This window comes from Pseudoxanthomonas dokdonensis (assembly GCF_001431405.1).
In the GTDB taxonomy this organism is placed as follows: Bacteria; Pseudomonadota; Gammaproteobacteria; order Xanthomonadales; family Xanthomonadaceae; genus Pseudoxanthomonas_A; species Pseudoxanthomonas_A dokdonensis.
This window is the reverse complement of record NZ_LDJL01000004.1, coordinates 125,440-146,384: the sequence shown is the minus strand read 5'-3', so window position 1 is coordinate 146,384 and position 20,945 is coordinate 125,440. Positions and strand designations below refer to the sequence as shown.

General features: G+C 64.6%; 19 protein-coding genes and 1 tRNA gene. 1 reads left to right on the top strand and 19 read right to left on the bottom strand.

Annotated features, from left to right (window positions below):
• Window positions 1-40 precede the first annotated feature (40 nt).
• The 11 genes from hisIE to hisS form a co-directional block, all read right to left on the bottom strand.
• Window positions 41-670 carry a bifunctional phosphoribosyl-AMP cyclohydrolase/phosphoribosyl-ATP diphosphatase HisIE gene (hisIE, locus tag ABB29_RS03730; RefSeq protein ID WP_057657273.1) on the bottom strand — a complete coding sequence of 210 codons (630 nt, stop codon included), beginning with the start codon at window positions 668-670 and terminating at the stop codon, window positions 41-43.
• Window positions 660-1,436 carry an imidazole glycerol phosphate synthase subunit HisF gene (gene hisF / locus ABB29_RS03725; RefSeq protein WP_057657272.1) on the bottom strand — a complete coding sequence of 259 codons (777 nt, stop codon included), beginning with the start codon at window positions 1,434-1,436 and terminating at the stop codon, window positions 660-662. Before hisF ends, hisIE begins: the two co-directional genes overlap by 11 nt.
• Entirely contained in the window at window positions 1,430-2,167 is a 738-nt protein-coding gene (gene hisA / locus ABB29_RS03720; RefSeq protein WP_057657271.1) for a 1-(5-phosphoribosyl)-5-[(5-phosphoribosylamino)methylideneamino]imidazole-4-carboxamide isomerase, read from the bottom strand. Before hisA ends, hisF begins: the two co-directional genes overlap by 7 nt.
• A complete protein-coding gene (hisH, locus tag ABB29_RS03715; protein ID WP_057657270.1) occupies window positions 2,164-2,763 on the bottom strand; it encodes an imidazole glycerol phosphate synthase subunit HisH in 600 nt (199 codons plus the stop codon). The genes hisA and hisH overlap by 4 nt, the downstream gene beginning before the upstream one ends.
• Window positions 2,763-3,836 (bottom strand): bifunctional histidinol-phosphatase/imidazoleglycerol-phosphate dehydratase HisB, encoded by a 1,074-nt coding sequence (gene hisB / locus ABB29_RS03710; RefSeq protein WP_057657269.1) that lies wholly within the window; start codon window positions 3,834-3,836, stop codon window positions 2,763-2,765. The genes hisH and hisB overlap by 1 nt, the downstream gene beginning before the upstream one ends.
• Entirely contained in the window at window positions 3,833-4,921 is a 1,089-nt protein-coding gene (gene hisC, locus ABB29_RS03705; RefSeq protein ID WP_157062498.1) for a histidinol-phosphate transaminase, read from the bottom strand. Before hisC ends, hisB begins: the two co-directional genes overlap by 4 nt.
• Window positions 4,912-6,210, bottom strand: coding sequence for a histidinol dehydrogenase (gene hisD / locus ABB29_RS03700; RefSeq protein WP_057657267.1), 1,299 nt, complete (start codon window positions 6,208-6,210; stop codon window positions 4,912-4,914). Before hisD ends, hisC begins: the two co-directional genes overlap by 10 nt.
• A complete protein-coding gene (gene hisG / locus ABB29_RS03695; RefSeq protein WP_057657266.1) occupies window positions 6,207-7,121 on the bottom strand; it encodes an ATP phosphoribosyltransferase in 915 nt (304 codons plus the stop codon). Before hisG ends, hisD begins: the two co-directional genes overlap by 4 nt.
• Window position 7,122: 1 nt before the next feature.
• Window positions 7,123-7,452: a YerC/YecD family TrpR-related protein gene (locus ABB29_RS03690; protein ID WP_057657265.1), complete on the bottom strand. Its 330-nt coding sequence runs from the start codon at window positions 7,450-7,452 to the stop codon at window positions 7,123-7,125.
• Between the two features lie 919 nt (window positions 7,453-8,371).
• A complete protein-coding gene (locus ABB29_RS03680; protein WP_057657263.1) occupies window positions 8,372-10,264 on the bottom strand; it encodes an HAL/PAL/TAL family ammonia-lyase in 1,893 nt (630 codons plus the stop codon).
• 120 nt (window positions 10,265-10,384) lie between these two features.
• Entirely contained in the window at window positions 10,385-11,782 is a 1,398-nt protein-coding gene (gene hisS, locus ABB29_RS03675) for a histidine--tRNA ligase (protein WP_057657262.1), read from the bottom strand.
• Window positions 11,783-11,897: 115 nt separating this feature from the next.
• Between hisS and ABB29_RS03670 the strand changes: the two genes are divergently transcribed.
• Window positions 11,898-11,974: transfer RNA gene (locus ABB29_RS03670), tRNA-Pro, on the top strand.
• A gap of 150 nt (window positions 11,975-12,124) precedes the next feature.
• Here ABB29_RS03670 and ABB29_RS03665 read toward each other — a convergent pair.
• The 8 genes from ABB29_RS03665 to ABB29_RS03630 all read right to left on the bottom strand — a co-directional run bounded on the left by ABB29_RS03665 (window position 12,125) and on the right by ABB29_RS03630 (window position 20,940).
• Window positions 12,125-13,387: a glutamate-5-semialdehyde dehydrogenase gene (locus tag ABB29_RS03665; protein WP_057657261.1), complete on the bottom strand. Its 1,263-nt coding sequence runs from the start codon at window positions 13,385-13,387 to the stop codon at window positions 12,125-12,127.
• A gap of 54 nt (window positions 13,388-13,441) precedes the next feature.
• Window positions 13,442-14,590, bottom strand: coding sequence for a glutamate 5-kinase (gene proB / locus ABB29_RS03660; protein ID WP_057657260.1), 1,149 nt, complete (start codon window positions 14,588-14,590; stop codon window positions 13,442-13,444).
• A 510-nt stretch (window positions 14,591-15,100) separates the two neighbouring features.
• Window positions 15,101-16,399, bottom strand: coding sequence for an argininosuccinate lyase (gene argH, locus ABB29_RS03655; protein ID WP_057657259.1), 1,299 nt, complete (start codon window positions 16,397-16,399; stop codon window positions 15,101-15,103).
• Complete coding sequence (gene argC, locus ABB29_RS03650) at window positions 16,396-17,358, bottom strand: N-acetyl-gamma-glutamyl-phosphate reductase (RefSeq protein ID WP_057657258.1); 963 nt, start codon at window positions 17,356-17,358, stop codon at window positions 16,396-16,398. The genes argH and argC overlap by 4 nt, the downstream gene beginning before the upstream one ends.
• Window positions 17,355-17,990: a GNAT family N-acetyltransferase gene (locus ABB29_RS03645; RefSeq protein ID WP_057657257.1), complete on the bottom strand. Its 636-nt coding sequence runs from the start codon at window positions 17,988-17,990 to the stop codon at window positions 17,355-17,357. The genes argC and ABB29_RS03645 overlap by 4 nt, the downstream gene beginning before the upstream one ends.
• A gap of 3 nt (window positions 17,991-17,993) precedes the next feature.
• Window positions 17,994-19,310, bottom strand: a complete 1,317-nt coding sequence (locus tag ABB29_RS03640) for an acetylglutamate kinase (RefSeq protein WP_057657256.1) — start codon at window positions 19,308-19,310, stop codon at window positions 17,994-17,996.
• A 66-nt stretch (window positions 19,311-19,376) separates the two neighbouring features.
• Window positions 19,377-20,495, bottom strand: a complete 1,119-nt coding sequence (locus ABB29_RS03635; RefSeq protein ID WP_057657255.1) for an acetylornithine deacetylase — start codon at window positions 20,493-20,495, stop codon at window positions 19,377-19,379.
• A gap of 10 nt (window positions 20,496-20,505) precedes the next feature.
• Window positions 20,506-20,940 (bottom strand): GNAT family N-acetyltransferase, encoded by a 435-nt coding sequence (locus ABB29_RS03630; RefSeq protein WP_057657254.1) that lies wholly within the window; start codon window positions 20,938-20,940, stop codon window positions 20,506-20,508.
• Window positions 20,941-20,945: the final 5 nt, after the last annotated feature.

The window sequence follows — 20,945 nt, the reverse complement described above, 5'->3', positions numbered from 1 at the left end:
ACGAGGACCGGTGCATTATCGCCCGGCGTGCCGTCGCTGCCTAACGCGCATGGCGTTGTGCCAGCACCTCGACCGCCTGTTGCAACGACAGCCCCCGCGCCCGCAGCGCCACGATCAGGTGGTACAGCAGATCCGCGCTTTCGCCCAATAGCGCCGCATCATCCTGGGCGACCGCGGCCAGCGCGGTCTCCACGCCCTCTTCGCCAACTTTCTGGGCGATCCGGCGGATGCCACCATCAAACAGCTGGGTGGTGTAACTACCCGCCGGACGGTCACGCTCACGACTGGCGACCAGTTGATCCAGCTCGGCCAGGAACGCCGACGGCGCCCGCGGAAAACAGCTGGCACGCTGTAGATGGCAGGTTGGCCCATGCGGATGGGCGCTTATCAGCAGGGTGTCGTTGTCGCAATCAGCCTGCACCGACACCGCCTGCAACACATGGCCCGAGCTTTCGCCCTTGGTCCACAGGCGCTGCTTGCTGCGGCTGAAAAAGGTGACCTTGCCGCTGTCGAGGGTGACCTGTAAGGCTTGGGCATTCATGTAGCCCAGCATCAGCACGCGCAGGTTGCCGGCGTCCTGCACCACCACCGGCAACAAGCCATTGCCCTTGTCCCAGTCCAGTGCCGACAGATCGCCATCGATCCGGATTGGCTGCGAATCAGAGCCCATCACGCACCTCGATGGCCTGCGCGGCCAGAAATTGTTTCAGTTCGGGGATGGCGATGGCGCCGCTGTGGAATACGCTGGCGGCCAGGGCGCCGTCAACGTCGGCCTGGCGGAATACCTCGGCAAAATGCACCGCTTCGCCGGCACCACCGGAGGCCACCAGCGGCACCCGGCATAGCGCGCGGGCCTGGCGCAGTTGTTCAATGTCGTAGCCACGGCGCACGCCATCGCTGTCCATGCAGTTGAGCACGATTTCACCGGCGCCGCGTTCCTGCGCTTCGACCACCCAGTCCAGCGTGCGCATCGTCAACGCGCGGGTCTTGTCGGGATCGCCGGTGTACTGGCGCACCCGCCACTGGCCGTCGGCCTCGCGCACCGAATCGATGCCAACGACCACGCATTGCACGCCAAAGGCCTGCGCCAGTTCGGTAATCAGCGCCGGTCTTTCCAGCGCCGGCGTGTTGATCGAAATCTTGTCGGCACCGGCATGCAGCACCGCGCGTGCGGTGGCCACGTCGCGGATGCCACCGGCCACGCAGAACGGGATATCCAGCAGTCGCGACACCCGCTCGACCCAGCCGTAATCGACCGAGCGGCCCTCGGGACTGGCGCCGATATCGTAGAACACCAGTTCGTCGGCGCCGGCATCACGGTAGCGCAGCGCCAGATCGACGATGTCGCCCATGTCGACGTGGTCGCGAAAACGCACGCCCTTGACCACGCGACCGTCGCGCACGTCCAGGCACGGAATCAGCCGGCGACTCAACATGCCAGTGCTTCCGCCAGGCTGAAGCGTCCTTCCAGCAGCGCCCTGCCGAGCACGATGCCAGCGCAACCCTCGGCCCGCGCAGCAGCGATGTCGGCCAGCTTTTCGACGCCACCGGAGGCCTGCACCCGCAAAGTCGGCGCATGCGCCTGGATGTGGCCATACAGATCCAGATTGGGCCCGGTCAACATGCCGTCGCGCTGGATGTCGGTGCTGAGCAGATGGCTCAGGCCGGCGTCGGCGAACTGGCGCAGTTTCTGGTCGAGGATTTCCGCCGCAGTCTCGGTCCAGCCATGCACCGGTAACCGCCACACGCCGGATGCGTCCTGGCGGGCGTCCAGGGCCACGGTGATGTGTTCGGGACCGAACTCGGCCAGCCACTGCAGCACCCGTTTGCTGTCGCGCACGGCCAGCGAGCCGATCACCACCCGCTGTGCGCCGGCTTGCAGGATGCGGGCGACATCGTCACGACTGCGCACGCCACCACCGGTCTGCACCTTGAGTCCGGTCGAGGCAGTGATCGCCTGCAACAACGGCGCCAGGGTGTAACCACCGGCGCGGGCGGCATCCAGATCGACCAGATGCAACCACTCCGCGCCCTGCGCCGCGTATGCCTGGATGGCTGTCAGTGGGTCGCCCTCATAGCGGGTCTCGCGCTGGTAATCGCCCTGCGCCAGCCGCACGACGCGGCCGTCGCGGATGTCAATCGCCGGATATACGGTGAACTTGCTCATGCCAGACCGGTTTCCAGGAAGTTGTTCAACAGTCGCGCACCGATGTCGGCCGAGCGTTCGGGGTGGAACTGGGCGCCGGCGACGTTGCCGCGCTGGACCACAGCGGCGAAGGCCAGTCCATGCTCGCAACTCATCAGGCAATCATCGCTCACCGGCGCTGCATAACTGTGCACGAAATAGGCATGCGCGCCTTCGCCAATGCCGACAATCAGCGACGCATCACGCCGCCGCGCCAAGCCATTCCAGCCCATATGCGGCACCCGGATGCCAGCGGCCAGCGGCAGTTTGCGTACTATCCCCGGCAACAGGCCCAGGCAGTCGGTCTGATCCTCTTCGGAATGCTCGAACAACAACTGCATGCCGACGCAGACCCCGAGCAAGGGCGTGCGCAGCGTGCGCAGCACCTCGACCAGTCCGCGCTGACGCAGGCCGTCCATGACCATCGCCGCGGTGCTGACCCCGGGCAGGATGACCCGATCGGCGGCTCGGATGCACTCGGCATCGGTGGTCAGTTCGGCCTCCACTCCCAGCCGCTGCAGCGCATAGCGCACCGAACCAATGTTGGCGCCGCCGGCATCAATGAGCGCGACCTGCATTACAGGCTGCCCTTGGTCGATGGCAGCTCCGCGCCTTCGCGCCGGATCGCCTGCCGCAATGCCCGTGCCAATACCTTGAAGCAGGCCTCGACCTTGTGGTGATCGTTGTCGCCCTGCACGCTGAGGTTGAGGTTCAAGCCCGAGGCGTCGCATAGCGAACGGAAGAAATGCGGGACCAGCTCGGTGGGCAGGTCGCCGACCCGCTCACGCTTGAACTCGCCGCTGAATACAAAGTACGGTCGGCCGCTGAAATCCAGCGCCGCCGAGGCCAGGGTTTCATCCATCGGCAGGGTGAACCCGTAACGGCCGATGCCGCGCTTGTCACCGAGTGCTTCGCGTAGCGCCTGCCCCAGCGCCAGTCCGGTGTCCTCGACCGTGTGGTGCTCGTCGATATGCAGATCGCCGTCGGTCCGGATCGACAGCGAAAAACCGCCGTGCTTGCCGATCTGTTCCAGCATGTGGTCGAAGAACGGCAGCCCGGTCTGGATCTTGGGTTCGGCCACCCGGTCCAGATCGACATCAACGCGGATGCGGGTTTCGCGGGTATTGCGCTGCACGCTGGCACGGCGCGGGGCATCAGCCAGCTCGTGGGCGATACCGTCCCAATCCCATTCGCCGCCAAACTGCGCGGTCCTCAATTGGAAACCACGGATGCGCAGATTGTCGGCAAACTGGATATCGGTTTCGCGGTCACCGACCATTGCCGAACGCGGCCAGTCGATATTGCGATCCTGAAGATAGGCAGTGACCAGACCAATACCCGGTTTGCGAGTCGGCTTGTTTTCGTGCGGCCAGCTCTCGTCGATCAACACATCACGGAAGTGAATGCCCTGGCTGGCGAATATCTGCAGCATCAGATCATTGGGACCATCAAAGCTGGCACGCGGATACGATTCGCTGCCCAAGCCGTCCTGATTGCTGATGATGACAAATTCGTAGCCGGCATCGCGCAGCTTGATCAGTGCCGGCACCACGTTGCGGACCAGGCGTAGTTTTTCGTAAGCGTCGATCTGGAAGTCCGCCGGCTCTTCAATCAAGGTGCCGTCGCGGTCGATGAAAAGAATCGGTTTCACGCCGCGATCTCCTGTTGGCGCAATGCCTGCAGCACGCGCTGGTTGTGTTCGGCAAGGCCGATGGTAATGCGCAAGGCATCCTGCAACTGTGGTGCGCCACGTTGATCACGCACCACCACGCCGGCTGCCAGCAGGCGCTCGAATGCTGCCTGCGCATCGTCAAAACGGACCAGCAGATAGTTGCCCTGCGACGGATAGACCGAGCGCACCCCCGACATCTGCTGCAACTGCAATTGCATGCGCTCGCGCTCGCTGATGATGCTGGCGACACGTTCGCCGGTCTGTTGCAGTGCTTCGGCCGAGAGCCCCGCCAACGCCAGCTCCACGCACGGCGTCGGCAGCGGATAAGGGGCCTGGCAGGCGCGCAGCACAGCAATCAACGCCTCCTCAGCGATCACCACGCCGACCCGCGCCGCCGCCAGTGCATGTGCCTTGGACAAGGTCCGCAACACCGCGATGTTGTCGTGTTCGGTCATCAGGCTGACCGCTGAAGCCTGACTGGAAAATTCCGCGTAGGCTTCATCCACCACCACCAGCGACTGCCCGCGCAACTGCCGCGCCAACGTGGCGATGGCGTCCAACGGCACCAGTCCACCGGTCGGATTCGACGGTGAGCACAGGAACACCAGTTTGCTGCGGGTCTGCCGGGCCCTGCTCTCGACTGCAGCCAGATCACAGACAAAACCCTCCGGCCCGTCCTGCAATGGCACCTCGACCAACACCGCGTTCTGCAGGCGTGCGGAAACCGCATACATGCCGAATACCGGCGGCGTCACCAGCACTGCATCACGGCCTGGCTCGCACAGCACGCGGACCAGCAGGTCGATGGCTTCATCACTGCCACGGCCGAGCAGCAACTGCTCAGGTCGGCATTGATACAGCTGCGCCAGCGTCTGCCGCAACCGTGATGGTTGCGGTTCCGGGTAGCGGCGGCTGCTGCCGCTGCTGTCGGCCGGATTGGCCCAGGCCGATTCATTGGCATTGAGCCAGACATCGCCTTGTAGGGATTCGCTGCGGGCCGATTTGTAGCCGGCAAATCCGCGCAAATCCGCGCGTACCAGTTCCAGCACGTTGCTCATATCGATACCGCCTGCAGACGCAACGCAACCGCATTGGCGTGCGCATGCAGGCCTTCGGCCTGGGCCATCACCACCGCGCCGCCACCGATGCCGGCGATGCCGTGGGCGCTGGCGGCCTGCACACTGATCGCGTTCTGGAAGCTGCCAACGCTGACCCCACTGTAGGCGCGCGCCGCGCCATTGGTCGGCAACACATGGTTGGTACCGCTGCAATAGTCACCGAGTGCTTCGGGGGTGTAATCGCCAAGGAATACCGAACCGGCCGCCTGAACCCTGGCCAGCCAGTCACGCGGTTGGCGCAGCGCCAGGATCAGGTGTTCCGGCGCGTAGCGATTGCTGATTGCAAAGGCATCTTCCAGCGTATCGACCTCGATCAACCTCGATTGCTGCAATGACTGATGCGCGATCTCTGCCCGAGGCAGCAGCGGTAGCTGACGCTCGATATCAGCCTGCACCTGCTCGATCATTGCCGCGCTGTCGGACAACAACAGCACCTGCGAATCCGGGCCATGTTCGGCCTGCGACAACAGATCCGCGGCGACAAAGGCCGGGTTGGCACCAGCATCGGCGATCACCAGCACTTCCGAGGGACCGGCCGGCATGTCAATGGCGGCAACACCGCTTTGCGCGACCTGCTGCTTGGCTTCGGTGACATAGCTGTTGCCGGGACCAAACAACTTGTCGCATTTCGGCACGCTGGCGGTGCCATGGGCCATCGCCGCAATCGCCTGCGCGCCGCCAAGCTTGAACACCTGCTCGATGCCACACATCCGCGCCGCCACCAGCACCGCCGGATCGGCGCTGCCGTCCTGGCGTGGTGGTGTGCACAACACCACTTGTGAGCAACCGGCCAACTGCGATGGCACTCCCAGCATCAACGCGGTGGATGGCAAAGGCGCACTGCCCGCCGGTACATACAACCCAACCCGGCCAATCGGTCGCATCATCCGCTCGCAGCTGACCCCGGGTGCGGTCTGCACCGTGTAATCGACAATCATGCCGGCGGCATGGAAGGCGCGGATGCGTTCGGCGGCCTGCGTCATCGCTTCACGCAAGTCGCTGTCTATGGCGGCTTCTGCCGCGGCGAACTCGTCGTCATCGACCTTGAACGAATCCATCCGGGTCCGATCCAGGCGCTGGGTAATCTCGCTCAGCGCCTGATCGCCACCTTCGCGCACCTGGCGCAGCAAATCGGCAACGATGTCGCGGGTTTTCAGCGCCACTTCCTGCACGGGTCGGGTCAAGGCCTGTTCGCGCTCGACCGCGCTCAAGGCCGCCCACTGCAATCGCTTCATGCCAGCGACCTCTCGACCGACAACACCATCAGGCCCTGGGCGCCAGCGCGCTCCAGCTCTTCCAGCCGCTGCCAAGTGACCGCGCCGTGACACATGGTCTGCAACGACAGCGGACCTTCTTCGCTGCCTGCTAGCGTGGTCAATGGTTCGGCATCAGGTAGCAATCGAGTCAGTTCAGCGACGGTGGCGCGTTCGGCGCGGAACATCAGCAGCTTGCTGTCCTTCAGCTTGAGCACGCCATCCATCCGTCGCAACAGCATCGCCGCCAGTTGCGCACGCTGATCCTCGAAGCGGCGCACCGGCCCGGCCAGCACCGCTTCGCTTTCCAGCAAGGTCTGCACCGGCTTGAGCTGATTGGCAGCCAGGGTGGCGCCGCTGGAGACCAGATCGCAGATCAGATCCGCGGTCCCCAGCTTGGGGGCGATTTCCACCGAGCCGGACAATTCGACCACACTCGCCTGCACGCCCTGCTCCTGCAACCACTGGGCCAGGATCGCCGGGTAGCTGGTGGCAATGCGGGTGCCCTGCAGCTGCTCGGGACCACTCCATTGCCAGGCCTCCGGCACCGCCAGCATCAGTCGGCAACCACCGAAGCCGAGTGCGCGCAGCTCCTGATAGGCCGCCGGCAGACCGATGCTCTGGCGGGCGCCGGCCTGTTCGTTGAGCTCGTTGCGTCCCACCACGCCGAAGTCGCAGACGCCATCGGCAATCAAGCCCGGAATGTCGTCGTCGCGGACCAGCAACAGATCAACCGGCAGCGATTCGCCGTAGCAGAACAGCTTGTCGCGGCTTTCGCGCCAGCTCAGGCCACAGGCCGACAACAAGGCGCGTGCCGGTTCCGCCAGCCTGCCGCTTTTCTGGATGGCGATGCGTAGACGGTCACGCGAGGTGCCGTTGCTCAAAGGGGTCATGTCAGGAAGCCCGGTTGGAGGCGGAGGCGCGGCTGGCCTTGCGCGCGGCAATGGCGTAACCGCCGGCACCGCGTTCCAGGGTGCGGGCGACGCGGCCGATGGTGGTCACGCTGACCTGGGTAAGTTCATGGATTTCGCGATACGGCACGCCCTTCAGCAGCAACGGTACTACCCGCCAGCGGTCCGACATCGCCTCCAGCTCGGCCGGCGTGCACAGATCCTCGAGGAATGCGCGCACATCGTCGGCCCTGGGCAGCGCTGCCAGGGCCGCGGCAAGTGCATCAAGGGCGGGGAATTCCGATGCTTTTTCGACGATGGAACGACGTTTCATGGCTATGCTTATGTATTAACGCGTTAGTACATTAGCGCAACGGTGCAACGCTGGCAACCATGGCTGCGGTTCTGGGCCGAACTGTTCATTTTTCCGTCCGCTACCGCTGGCGATACTGATTGCGTAGGCGTAGAGCCGGGCTTGCTCGGCGGCTTTTACCGGGATATCGAGCTTCGGAGGGATGCAGCGGAGCAAGCTCCGCTCTACACGGGCTGCATGCACGACTGGACCGTAGAGCCGGGCTTGCTCGGCTGTTTTTAACGGGATATCGAGCCTCGGAGGGTGCAGCGGAGCGAGCTCCGCTCTACGCAGGGCGCATACACGACTGGACCGTAGAGCCGAGCTTGCTCGGCTGCTTTTACCGGGATATCGGGCTTCGGAGGGAGGCAGCGGAGCAAGCTCCGCTCTACACGGGGTGCATGCACGACCGGACCGCAGAGCCGAGCTTGCTCGGCTGCTTTTACCGGGAGATTAAGGCTCGTAGCGGTGCAGCGGAGCAAGCTCCGCTCTACACGGGCTGCATACACGACCGGACCGTAGAGCCGAGCTTGCTCGGCTGCTTTTACCGGGATATCGAGCCTCGGAGGGTGCAGCGGAGCGAGCTCCGCTCTACGCAGGGCGCATACACGACTGGACCGTAGAGCCGAGCTTGCTCGGCTGCTTTTACCGGGATATCGGGCTTCGGAGGGAGGCAGCGGAGCAAGCTCGGCTCTACACGGGGTGCATGCACGACTGGACCGTAGAGCCGAGCTTGCTCGGCTGCTTTTACCGGGATATCGGGCTTCGGAGGGAGGCAGCGGAGCGAGCTCCGCTCTACGCAGGGTGCATGCACGACTGGACCGTAGAGCCGAGCTTGCTCGGCTGCGATTGCCGGGACACCGAGCTTCGGAGGGTGCAGCGGAGCGAGCTCCGCTCTACCTCAGCGCAGGTGGACGGCGCGCAGCAGATCGCCGGAGGCAATCAGCTGGATTGCGGTGGCGACTTCGCCATCGAGGGCGCGGTCGCGTTCGAGGAACGGAATCCGTTCACGCACGACGCGATGGGCCGCGGCTACGGCGGTACCGGGATGGAACTCTTCGCTGGCGGCCAGCTCGGCGCGCAATGCTTCGACTTCGGCGATGAACGCTTCGCGGCCGGGTGCGCCCGGCATTGGCCCACCGGCGATCTTGCCGGCCAGGGTTTCGGCATCCGCCTCACGGGCCAGCTGACGGGCGGCGTTGATCATGTCGCGGCGCAGATCCAGGGCCTGCGCGGCGGTATAGATCTCCAGCGCGATGACCTTGGACACGTCGCTGAGCATGGCCAGCACATGGCGTGCTTCGTTGGCCCCCATCGATACATGATCCTCGGCGTTGGCACTGGTCGGCACCGAGTACACCGAGGTCGGGTGGGCGCGGCTGGCCAGATCATTGACGATCGCCGCAGCGGTGTACTGCACGATCATATGACCGGATTCGGTACCGTCCTCGTTGCCAATCAGAAACGCCGGCAAGCCGTCATTGGTCGCCGGGTCGACCAGCTTGTTGAGGCGACGTTCGGAAATCGAGGCCAGGGTCGGCAGCGCAGCCTTCAGGTAGCTCATCGCCAGCGCCAACGGCATACCGTGGAAATGGCCGGCCGAAATCACCTGCTCTTCAACATGATTGGCGTCGGTGTCGTCGGGAAAGATCAGCGGGTTGTCGGTGACCGCATTCAACTCGACTTCCATCACCCGCTTGGCCTGTTCCAGCGCATCACGCACGGCGCCGTGTACCTGCGGGATGCAACGCAGCGAGTAGCTGTCCTGCGGCTGGTGCTTCTTGCCGCCACGGAACGGACGGAAACGCTGGTAGAACTTCTCACGGCCGTGGCGCTGATCGCTGGGTACCCAGTCCCAGCCGATGTCGAAGCGCAGCTGCTGGGCTTCGGCGGTCTGCCAGCTGCTCGGCAGCCACGGCCGGAAGCGCGGTACCAGGTGATAGGCGATGTCGGCCAGGGTCGAGCCGGACAGCAGATCACGCAGCTGTGCCGCCACCTGGACCTGGCCCGGATGTGGGCGCAACGCATGCACCTGTTCGGCGAAGGCACCCAGGCGACCGGCAAATGCATCGATCGTCATCGCCGCGGCAAGGTCGGCGGTGTCCAGCAGTTTTTCCATCCGGTAGATCGCCAGCACCCCCATCGCCAGCATCTGCGCGGTGCCGTTGTTCAGCGCCAGGCCTTCCTTGTAGGACAGCGTTACCGGTTGCAGGCCAGCACGTTGCAGCGCCTGTGCACCGCTCATCCGCTCGCCTTGGTAGAAAGCTTCGCCCTTGCCCAGCAATACGATGGCCAGGTGCGACAGTGGCGCCAGATCGCCGGAGGCACCGACCGAACCCAGTTCCGGCACCACCGGTACGATGCCGCTGTTGAGCATGTCGGCCAGCGCCTGCAGGGTCTGCACGCGGATTCCGGAATGGCCCTTGAGCAGGGTGTTGATGCGGATGCCGAGCATCGCCCGTACCACTTCCGGTGCCATCGGCTCGCCGACGCAGACCGCATGGGTGACGATCAGGTTGTACTGCAGTTCTTCATGCAGCGAGTGATTGGAGCGGGTCGCACCCGGCAGGTCGTCGCGCAGCGGGCGCGCGCCCAGCAGCTTGTCGGCATTGCTGCCAAAGCCGGTGGAAACGCCATAAATCGGCTCCTCGCGACGCACCTGTTCGGCCAGGAAGTCGGCGGCGCGGGCCACTGCCTTCAGCGCATTGGCGTCCAGTTCGATGGACGCGCCATAGGCGATTTCGACCAGCTTGTCGCGGGTCAGCGAACGTCCATCCAGTTGAATCGGTTTCATCTTGGTAATCCTTTGCTTGCGGCAGCAACGCGGCGGCGCCCTGCTTCCTGGTGAGTACATCCGATCACATGCCTGCGGCATGCGATGGGTCTGGCTGGTGCTGGAGACAAAGTGGCGGCGTCAGCGGCCGGCCAGCACCCGTGCCTGCTCGAGTTCGACATTGAGGCTGGAGGCCAAATCGTCGCGTGGCACTTCGAACTGCTGCTCACGGAACAGGTCCTTGACGGTGACCACGCCGCGGGCATTTTCGTCCTCGCCGGCCAGTACCACGAAGCGGATGCCGGCACGCGAGGCGTACTGGAACTGCTTGGCCAGCTTGCGGCTTTCCATCTGCACTTCGGTATTGATGCCCGCCGCGCGCAGGCGCCGGCCGATGTCCAGCGAATCCGCCAGCCCGGCATCGTCCATCAATGCCACCAGCGCCTGCACGCTGCTGCTTTCGCTGCCGCTGATCAGGCCAGCATCGCGCAACTGCCAGAACAGGCGGCTGAGGCCAATCGAGATGCCGACGCCGGGCAGCTTCGACTTGCTGTACTGGCTGGCCAGGTTTTCGTAACGGCCACCGGAACAGATCGAACCGATCTGTGGATAGTCATCCAGCTGGGTTTCGTAGACGGTGCCGGTGTAATAGTCCAAGCCACGGGCAATCGACAGGTTGAGGCTGTAGTCGGTTTCCGGTACCCCCAGCGCCTGCACCAGCGCCAGCACCTCGCGCAGTTCGGCGATGCCCTGGTTGAAGACCTCGCTGCCGCTGCCCAGCGCGTCCAGCCTGGCCAGCGCGTCGGCGTGCCCGCTGGAACGCACCGCGACGAAGTCGAGGATCTTCTGCACGGTGTCGGCGTCGAGACCGAAACCGGCGCCAGTCAGCGTCTCGCGCACGTAATCGGCGCCGCGCTTGTCCAGCTTGTCGACCTCGCGCAGCACCGCCATCTGCTGGTCGCCGTCGGCCACGCCCAGGCCTTCGAAGAAGCCACGCATCAGCTTGCGGTTGTTCAACTGCACGGTGAACGCACCGATGCCCAGGTCACTGAAGACCGCATGGATGACCGCCAGCACCTCGGCATCGAAACGGATGCTCAGCGCGTCCTTGCCGATGACGTCGATGTCGCACTGGTAGAACTCGCGGAAGCGGCCGCGCTGGGCGCGCTCGCCGCGGTAGACGCGCTGGATCTGGTAGCGGCGGAACGGGAATGTCAGGTCGTGTTCGTGCTCGGCGACGTAGCGCGCCAGCGGCACGGTCAGGTCGAAGCGCAGCGCCAGCTCCGGCAACCCCGCCGTCGCCCCGGCCTCGGCGGCGTTGGCCAGCGCACCGGTGGACTGGACGAAGTACACCTGGCGTTCGGTCTCGCCCCCGGACTTGGTCAACAGCGTTTCCGACAGCTCGAACACCGGCGTCTCCACCGGCAGGAAGCCGAAGCGTTCGTAGTTGCGGCGGATGGTGTCCAGCATCCGCTGGAACGCGATTTGCTCGCGGGGCAGCAACTCCATGACCCCGGGCGGCGTGCGCGGCTTGATCAAGCGATAACTCCGACTGACAGTAGTCGCCCATTTTAGGCGCGAATGACCCGCTTACACAGATGTTGCAACAAACGCTTGCCGACCTTCGCGGGACTGCATACAATAGGCGGCTCATCGGGGTGTAGCTCAGTCTGGTAGAGCGCTACGTTCGGGACGTAGAGGTCGTAGGTTCGAATCCTGTCTCCCCGACCAGTAAAATCAAGAAGTTACAAAAAGACCGGCGCAAGCCGGTTTTTTTGTGTCCGCTGCATGCTAGTTGTGCCTCTGCTGGCCCGACGCCGCGGCGGCCAGCAGCTGGCAGGCGCGCTGGATCAATTCGCGCCCGCCAGCGGCCCTGCCGGTCTAGCCCAGCAGGTCCTCGTGCCGCACCTGCCCTTCGCCACGGACCACGAAGCGTTCGACCGTCAGCGATTCGGCACCCATCGGGCCATACGAATGCAGGCGGGTGGTCGAGATGCCGATCTCGGCGCCCAGGCCGAGCTCGCCACCGTCGGAAAAACGCGATGACGCGTTGACCATGACCACCGCCGAACGGATTGCCTTGATGAAGCGCTCGGCGCTGGCCGCGTCTTCGCTGGCGATGACTTCGGTATGGTCCGAGCCATGGCGGCGGATGTGTTCGATGGCCTGGTCGATATCATCGACTACCCGCACGGCCAGGATCAGGTCGAGGAACTCGGCGGCGTAGTCGTCTTCGCTGGCAGCGGCTACGCCGGGCACCAGCGCGCGGGTTGCCTGGTCGCCACGGACTTCGACCTTGCGCGCCCGCAAGGCCTCGATTGCAGCTGGCAGGAACCGCGCGGCGACATCGCGATGCACCAGCAGGGTTTCCAGCGCGTTGCACACGCCCGGTCGCGAGGCCTTGCCGTCCAGCAGCAGGCGCTGCGCCAGTGCCAGGTCGGCCTGCTTGTCGACATACAGGTGGCAGACGCCTTTGTAGTGCTTGATGACCGGCACCCGTGCATGTTCGGAGACGAAGCGGATCAGGCCCTCGCCGCCGCGCGGTATCGCCAGGTCGACGATGTCGGTGAGCTGCAGCAGCTCGACCATGGTTTCGCGTCGCAGATCCTCGACCAGGGTCATCGCCGCGGCCGGCAGGCCGGCATCGCTGATTGCCCGTTTCAGCGCGGCGGCAATCGCGGTGTTGGAATGGATCGCCTCGGAACCCCCGCGCAGGATGACGCCGTTGCCGGCTTTCAGGCACAACGCCGCGGCGTCGGCGGTAACGTTGGGGCGGGCTTCGTAGATCATCGCCACCACACCCAGCGGGATGCGCACGCGCTCGATGGCGATGCCATTCGGGCGCACTTCCCTGCGGGTCACCAGGCCGACCGGGTCCGGCAGCTCGGCCACTTCGCGCAACGCGTTGGCGATGCCGGCCAGTCGCTGCGGGTCCAGCGTCAACCGGTCGAGCATGGCACCGGCGGTGCCCTTGGCCTTCGCGGCCTGCAGGTCCTGCTGGTTGGCCCGCAGGATGGCGTCGGCGTCGGCTTCCAATGCTGCTGCCATCGAACGCAGCAGATCATTCTTGGCATCGGTGGAAAGCTGGGCAATGGCGTGGGCCGCGTCGCGGCAGGCCAGGGCTTGTTGTTTGATATCGGTCATTTCACCTTCCGTTCTTGGGCGCCGCGCTGTCAGGCAATGCGGCGCCTTGGGCGGTTACAGCAGCACCAGATCGTCGCGGTGGACGATGTTCTCGCCGTAGTTGTAACCAAGGATTGAGTCTATTTCGCGCGAATGGCAACGCGCGATGCGGCGGATTTCCATCGCCGAGTACTGGCTGACGCCACGGGCGATGCAGCGCTGGCCGCTGTCATCGCTGAGCACCACTTCGACCATGTCGCCGCGACGGAAATCGCCCTTGGCGGTGCTGACGCCACCTGGCAGCAATGACGCGCCCTTGTCCATCAACGCCCGCGCGGCGCCGGCGTCGACGATGATCCCGCCCGATTCCACCGGCACGTTGCGCAACCAGTACTTGCGCGCGGCCAGACGGTTCTGCGCTGGCCGGAAACGAGTGCCACGGAACTTGCCCAGCAGCAGCAGACGCAATGCATCGGGACTGGTGCCGTTGAACAGGCAGGTTTCGATGCCGGCGGCGGTCGCCTTGTCGGCCGCTTCCAGCTTGGTCCGCATGCCACCGGTACCGCCGGCAGTGCCGGCACCACCGGCCATGGCGAACATTTCCGGGGTCAGCGACTCGACCGCATCGATTGGACGCGCGTCCTTGTCGGTGCGCGGATTGGCGGTGTAGAAACCGTCGATGTCGGTGGCGATGAACAGTGCATCGGCATCAATCAGCGCCGCCACCACTGCTGCCAGATTGTCGTTGTCACCGAGCTTCAACTCATCGACCGACACCGTGTCGTTCTCGTTGATGATCGGCAGCGTGCCCAGGCGCAGCAGTTCCTGCAGAATCGAGCGGGCGTTGAGGTAACGGCGACGGTTGCGCAGGTCGTCATGGGTCAGCAACACCTGCGCCACCGGTCGTTCGAAAAAGCGCTGCCACAGTCCGATCAACTCGGCCTGTCCCAGCGCCGCCAGTGCCTGGCGTTCGGCCAGCGCAACGCCGGCTTCGGCCTTGCGATGCAGGATGGCGCGCCCAACCGCGACCGCGCCGGACGAAACGATGACCACTTCCTTGCCAGCGGCCAGGCTGGCGGAGACAAACTGCGCCAGCCCCAGCGCATGGCGCGGGCTGAGGCCATCTTCGCTGTTGGCCAGCAGGCTGCTGCCAACCTTGAGGACCGCGCGATGCCAGTTCGGCTGCGCCTGCTCGATGAACTGCAGTGTGGAGAGAGTGCTCATGGGGGTGGGGCTCAACGCATGCTCCGTTCAAAATCGTGGGAGAGGGAACCGGCAACGACTACTTGTTCGCGAGCGTATCGGTGTTGCGTCACCCGCTACATACACGCCATCCAGCGTGCAACACGGATCATCAACCATCAGCTTTGTTCGGTTGAAGCGAACAGCAGCTCATGCCGATTCCGCTCCACAGGGTACTTCAATGAAACCCGTGTCACCACGCCACGGCGCCACGAAAACAGCAGCAATGCGCGCGAATCAGCCGAGATCGTTGCCACTGGAATCAAACGACATCGCCGGCAAACCCCTACCCCGCCCGGCTTTCAGCGACTCGCGCGGCTGCCAGATACAGGCGGTGAAAAAAACAGTCGCGCGATAAAACTCCGATTCATCCTGTAGATGCCAATGGCATACCTTTGCGCCAGCTGCCCGCGGCGGCTTGCAACCGCCATGCCATGACCAGGCGACGGCACCACAGCATGCTTCATCTGTGCGCCATTGAGTGGCAGCACATCAATCGGCCAGCGCCTGCAAACGGTGCTGCAGTTCGTCCAGGCGCAGATCCGCGGCGGCGCCTGGCGAGGTGCGGGCAGCCAGGCTGCCTTCCGGGCTGCGTCCCTGCCCGGCCGATTCCACCGCCTCGGCGGCGGCGCGATAGGCATCACGGAACGGCACACCCGCTGCTGCCTGTTCGACCGCCACGTCGGTGGCGTACATACCCGAATCCACGGCCGCGCGCAGCTTTTGCTCGCGCCATTCCAGGTTGGCCAGCAACGCCGGCAACAGTTCCAGCGCCGCCAGGCCGCGTCCAAAGCCGTGGAAGATGGCGCCCTTGCTGGCCTGCAGATCGCGGTGGTAGCCGGATGGCAACGACAGCAACTGCTCGATCTCGGTACGTGCCGCGGCAACACTGGCATGACTGGCACGCATCAGCTCGATGACATCCGGATTGCGCTTGTTCGGCATGATCGAACTGCCGGTGGTGTACTGCGCCGGCAACGCGACGAATCCATATTCGGCGCTGGTGAACAACGACAGGTCCCACGCCAACCGACGCAGGTCCAGGGTGGCGCTGCCCAATGCTTCCAACGCGGCCATTTCATACTTGCCGCGCGACAGCTGCGCGTATACCGGGCTGATCTGCATGCGCCCGAATGCCAGCGCACGGGTCGTGTGTTCGCGATCCAGCGGCAGGTTGACGCCATAACCGGCGGCGGTGCCGAGTGGATTGCTGTCGAGCAGGCGCGCGGTGTCGTTGGCGCGAACCGCGTTGTCGATGAAAGCCTCGGCCCAGCCGGCCCACCACATGCCCGCCGACGACACCACGGCCCGCTGGATATGGGTGTAGCCGGGAATCGGCAATCCGCTTTCGTGAGCGGCGCGTTTCAGCGCGATGGCGGCCACCTCGCGATTGAGCTGGGCCAGCCGGGCCAGTTTCTGCTTCAGCCACAGCCGGGTCGCGACCAGGATCTGATCGTTGCGGCTGCGGCCGGTATGGATCTTGCGGCCGGCATCGCCGAGGCGTTCGGTCAACCGCGACTCGATCGCCGAATGGCAATCTTCGAAGCGCTCGTCCAGCACGAATGTCCCGCTGCGGAAATCCTCCGCCAAGCGGGCCAGCTCGCGGCGCAGGTCGGCCAGTTCCTGGTCCGACAGAATGCCGATGTGCTGCAGTCCTTCGGCGTGGGCACGGCTGGCCTCGATGTCGTGCAGGAAGAACTCGCGATCCAGGATCACGTCGTCACCGGCAAGGAACGCTTGGATCTGTGCGTCCACGGCCACGCCGGGTTTTTGCCACAACAACTCACTCATGGAAGGATCTCCGTTGACGGAATGCTGGCCAGCTCGTCGAAGCCAAACGCCAGGTTGAGGTTCTGCATCGCCTGGGTAGCGGCGCCCTTGAGCAGGTTGTCCAGTGTCGCCACCAGCACTACCCGCCGGCCGCCGGGAGCGACGTTGAAGCCGCCAATCTGCGCGCCGTGCCTGCCGGCAATGCGACTTACCCACGGCGCGTCATCGACGACCTGCAGCAGCGGTTCGCCGGCATAGGCGGCGCGATAGAGGGCGCGGATATCGTCCAGCTTCATCTCCCGGTCCAGCCACAGGTTGGCGGTCAGGCTGATGCCGCGGAAATGCGGCGCCACGTGCGGCATGAACTCGACCGGCACATGCAGCTGCCGCGACACTTCGCGCTCGTGCATGTGGTCGGTCAGTGCGTAAGGCATCAGATTGTCGCGCAGCAGTTCGGTGTTGTTCTTGTCCGACGGCGTGGTACCGGCACCGGAGTAACCGGACACTCCAAAGCATTGCGGCGGCCCGGCCAGATGCTTCAGCAGTGGATGGATCGCCAGCTGCATGGCAGTGGCGTAGCAACCCGGGTTGCTGATCCTTGTCTGCCCGGCATAGCCAGCACGGGTCAGCTCCGGCAGGCCGTAATACCAGTCGTCATTGAAGCGGTAGTCCGCCGACAGATCGACGATCAGCGTCTGTCGATGCTGCTGATCGACGGCGGCGACCCAATCGGCGGCCTTGCCATTGGGCAATGCCAGCACGACCGCATCGGCGTGCCTGGCAGCCATTTCCTGTGGGCTGAGGTTCTCGTAGCGCAGCTGTCCGGCATACGCGGGCACGTGTTCGGCAACCGCTTGCCCGGCCAGCTCGCGCGAAGAGACGAACGCCAGCTGCAACTGTGGGTGTGCGGCGATCAGCTTGATCAGCTCGACGCCGGTATGGCCCCGCGCGCCGACGATGCCTATGGTCTTACTGCTCATGGCTGGGACTCGTGTTGGGCCAACCGCGAGCGCAGGTTGTGCGCGACCGCCGGCCATTCGTTGTCGATGATGGAAAAAACCACGGTATCGCGCAGGCTGCCGTCGGCGTGACGACGGTGGTTGCGCAGCACGCCGTCCTGCTTGGCACCCAGCCTGGCAATGGCGGCACGCGATGCCTGGTTGAACCAGCTGGTTTCGAAGGCGACCGCGACGCAACCCAGTTGCTCGAAGGCATGTTGCAGCAGCATCAGCTTGGCTTCGGTATTAACGCCGGTACGTTGCGCGCGTGGCACATACCAGGTGTAACCGATGCTCATGCGGCGCACGCCGGGATCCAGATCGTAATAGCGGGTGCAGCCGATGATGTCGCCGTTCGCATCACGCACTACGAAGGGCAGCGCCTGGCCCTGTGACTGCAGCACCAGCGCCGCCTCGATATAGGCATCGACATGGGCGCAGCTGGGCACGTTGGTGTACCAGCACCTGGCCAGGGCGTCGCCACGCAGTGCCCGGCGCAGGCCATCGGCATGGGCCGCCGTCATTGGCTCCAGTTGCGCATGGCGGCCGCGCAGATGCACGGGGCTGGCCCAGGCCGGGGCGTTGGTTGTCGGACATACAAAGGGCTGGTTCATCGTTCAATCCGTGAGCGTGGGCTGGCGGGTCCTGCAGTGTTGCACGCAGCGTTCGATGTCGGCGAAATCGGAGATGCCGTACCAGAACACCTTCCAGTGTTCCTGCTTGTAGCAGCCATCGGATTCGGCGTAGTAGAAAATGTTGACCTGGTTGTTGTTGCGCGAGCGCCAGAACAGCGACGGGTTCTCTTCGCGCATCACATGCCAGACCGCACGCCCCAGGCCTTCGCCCTGGGCATCGTCGAGGACCGCGAACTTGTCCAGGTAGGTGAATCCCTCTTCCCGGGTCAACACCAGTGCAGTGCGGTAATTCTCGCTGACGTAGATGCGATGTGGCCGGGTGCGCTGGAAATAATCCGGTAGCAGGCGACGGCCGAAGCTGGACTCGATCAGTTCGCGCAGGCGCTGGGTATCGACGCCTTCCCAGCTGTCGAAACGCAGCACCCGTTCGCCCTTGCGTACCAGCGTGCCCGATCCCTTGTGGGTGAACAGTTCCTTGGCCAGTTCGGCCGGCTTGGTGATCGACACCGATGAAGTCAGCGGCAGATGCTCCAGCAGGTTGCGGATCTGCTCCAGCTTGACCCGCATGCCGCCGTTGATCCACGGCTGCGCCATCAGATCGTCATACTCGGTCGACAGGTTGATCGAATCGATGACCTTGTCGTCGGCATCGAGCAGGCCGCCGGTGCCGGTGAGGAAGATGATCTTGTATGGCTGCAGGATCTGCACCAGCTCATTGGCGGCGAAGTCGGCATTGATGTTGAGGATCTGTCCGCCGATGGTTTCACCCATGCTGGCGATGACCGGTATCGAGCCGGCATGCAGGCTGGCTTCAATCGGCGCCAGGTTGACCTGCTTGACCTCACCAACCAGGCCATAGGTCGATTGATCGAGATAATCCGATTCGAATACCCCGGAGACGATCGAGGTGGCGCGCGCGCCGACCTGCTGCAGGGCTTCGACCAGCGCCAGGTTCTGTTGCAGGAACACCCTGCGCACAATCGCCAGCACTTCCGGCGTGGTCACCCGCAGGCCGTTGACGGTCTGCTTCTCGATGCCGGCGGCATTCATCTGCTCGTCCAGCTGCGGGCCGGCGCCGTGGATGACGATCGGGGTCAGCCCGACTTCCTGCAGGAAGGTCAGCGACGAGGTCAATGCATCCAAGTCGTCACGCAGCACCGCGCCACCAACCTTGACCACGGCAAAGCGCTTGGCATCGAGCTGCGAGAAGCGCTTGAGGTACTGGCTGATTTCTTTCTGGCTGGCCATGCTGGACAGCAGGCGCACGATGGTCTGGCGGGTTTGTTTGTGGGCGGACATTGAATACTCGGCGATGCGTGGCGGATGTTGCCGGTGGGCAGTGGTGGCGTTGCGGCGGTCAGCAGTTCATGGCTGGCCGCCGAGGATGCGCTGGACGCGCTCGGCATAGCCGTGGAGTTGTTCGAGGGTGACGAATTCGTCGGCGGTGTGGGCCTGGGCGATGTCGCCCGGGCCATACACCAGCGCGGTCAGGCCAGCGGCGGAAAACAGCGAGGCCTCGGTCCAGAAGTCCACCGCGTTGCCGATCGGCAGACCCAGTTCATCAGCCAGGTCACGCGCGGCCAGGCGCCGTTCCTCGGCCCGTGCCACGTCACCGGATGGCAGTGACGGGCCGCGGAAGGTCTCCTCGTACTCGGCCAGCGCCTGCGGATTGGCGCCGGCACCGGAGACCGCGAATTCGCGGAGCCGGGCATGCAATGCATCCATGTCCTGCGACGGCAATGGCCGGAAACCGAAACGCACTTCGGCGCTGGGCGCAATCATGTTGGCCTTGATGCCACCTTCGACCTTGCCGATGTTGAAGCGCAATCCGGTCAGCCCGCCGAAACGCAGGTGATGCTGCGATTGCACGTAATCCAGGGTGGTCGTGCCCCAGCGCATGGCGTTGTGCAGGGCGCTCAGCGACAACGCGTTCTCCGCCGACGCATGACCGGCGGTGCCGGTGAAGGCCATCCGCACCGCGCTGATGCCGCGATGCGCCAGCACCGCCTCGCCATTGGTGGGCTCGGCGATAATCGCTTCGCTGAAACCGTGATCGCTGGCCAGGAAGCCGGCGATGCAGCGCGGGTCATTGGCCTCTTCGTCACTGCTGAAAAGAAACGCCGCCGGTCCCTGGGTGGACTGCGCGGCCGCGATCAGGGCCGCGGCCGCGCCCTTGATGTCGCACGCGCCCAGGCCGATGGCGCGGTCGTCGGTGACGGTCAGCGTATGCGGGTCCTGGCTCCAGGCCGGTGACGACGGCACCGTGTCCAGATGGACGTTGAACAGTTGCCTTGGTTGACCGCGCACCGCGAACAACGACACCGCACCGGCACCGTAATCGACGACATCGATGCTGAAATCCGGCAGTTGCTGGCGGATGTAGTCAAAGATGCCACCGGTGGTGATGGCGCGTGGCGGGTTGCGGGTATCGAACGACACCAGCGCCTGCAGATGGGTCAGCGTGCTTTGCAACAGAGGAGTCATTGAGTCGGTCTCAGGCCTTGGCCAGATAGATGTCGGGACGACTGATTTCCATCAGCGTTTGCGGCCTGGCCGGGGCGGCGAATCCATGCCGTGCGTACAGCGAATGCGCATCGGCGGTGGCCAGCATGAACCGGCGCAGGCCCTGCAGGCGCGGGTGGGCCATGATCGCGGCGACCAGCTGCTTGCTGTAACCCTGCCCGCGCCAGGCCGGCAACACGAACACATCGGCCAGGTAACCGAATGTGGCGTGATCGGTCACCACCCGGGCGAAGGCCACCTGTCCAGCATCGGCCAGATAGCCGCCGAAACAGAACGAACCCGCCACCGCCTGCTCCAGCGTCGCCATCGGGATGCCGCGGCTCCAGTAGGCTTCGCTGCTCAGGTAGCGATGGATCATTGCCAGATCCAGCTCGTCCTTGTCAGTGCTGATGCGCAGTTCGCTCATGTGCC

Coding starts and splice junctions, on each gene's coding strand:
- hisIE (WP_057657273.1), bottom strand. CDS start 670: ATGGGCTCTGATTCGCAGCCAATCCGGATCGATGGCGATCTGTCGGCA.
- ABB29_RS03640 (WP_057657256.1), bottom strand. CDS start 19,310: ATGTCCGCCCACAAACAAACCCGCCAGACCATCGTGCGCCTGCTGTCC.
- argC (WP_057657258.1), bottom strand. CDS start 17,358: ATGAGCAGTAAGACCATAGGCATCGTCGGCGCGCGGGGCCATACCGGC.
- ABB29_RS03630 (WP_057657254.1), bottom strand. CDS start 20,940: ATGAGCGAACTGCGCATCAGCACTGACAAGGACGAGCTGGATCTGGCA.
- hisA (WP_057657271.1), bottom strand. CDS start 2,167: ATGAGCAAGTTCACCGTATATCCGGCGATTGACATCCGCGACGGCCGC.
- hisH (WP_057657270.1), bottom strand. CDS start 2,763: ATGCAGGTCGCGCTCATTGATGCCGGCGGCGCCAACATTGGTTCGGTG.
- hisF (WP_057657272.1), bottom strand. CDS start 1,436: ATGTTGAGTCGCCGGCTGATTCCGTGCCTGGACGTGCGCGACGGTCGC.
- ABB29_RS03645 (WP_057657257.1), bottom strand. CDS start 17,990: ATGAACCAGCCCTTTGTATGTCCGACAACCAACGCCCCGGCCTGGGCC.
- ABB29_RS03680 (WP_057657263.1), bottom strand. CDS start 10,264: ATGAAACCGATTCAACTGGATGGACGTTCGCTGACCCGCGACAAGCTG.
- hisG (WP_057657266.1), bottom strand. CDS start 7,121: ATGACCCCTTTGAGCAACGGCACCTCGCGTGACCGTCTACGCATCGCC.
- ABB29_RS03665 (WP_057657261.1), bottom strand. CDS start 13,387: ATGACCGATATCAAACAACAAGCCCTGGCCTGCCGCGACGCGGCCCAC.
- argH (WP_057657259.1), bottom strand. CDS start 16,399: ATGAGTGAGTTGTTGTGGCAAAAACCCGGCGTGGCCGTGGACGCACAG.
- ABB29_RS03690 (WP_057657265.1), bottom strand. CDS start 7,452: ATGAAACGTCGTTCCATCGTCGAAAAAGCATCGGAATTCCCCGCCCTT.
- hisD (WP_057657267.1), bottom strand. CDS start 6,210: ATGAAGCGATTGCAGTGGGCGGCCTTGAGCGCGGTCGAGCGCGAACAG.
- proB (WP_057657260.1), bottom strand. CDS start 14,590: ATGAGCACTCTCTCCACACTGCAGTTCATCGAGCAGGCGCAGCCGAAC.
- ABB29_RS03635 (WP_057657255.1), bottom strand. CDS start 20,495: ATGACTCCTCTGTTGCAAAGCACGCTGACCCATCTGCAGGCGCTGGTG.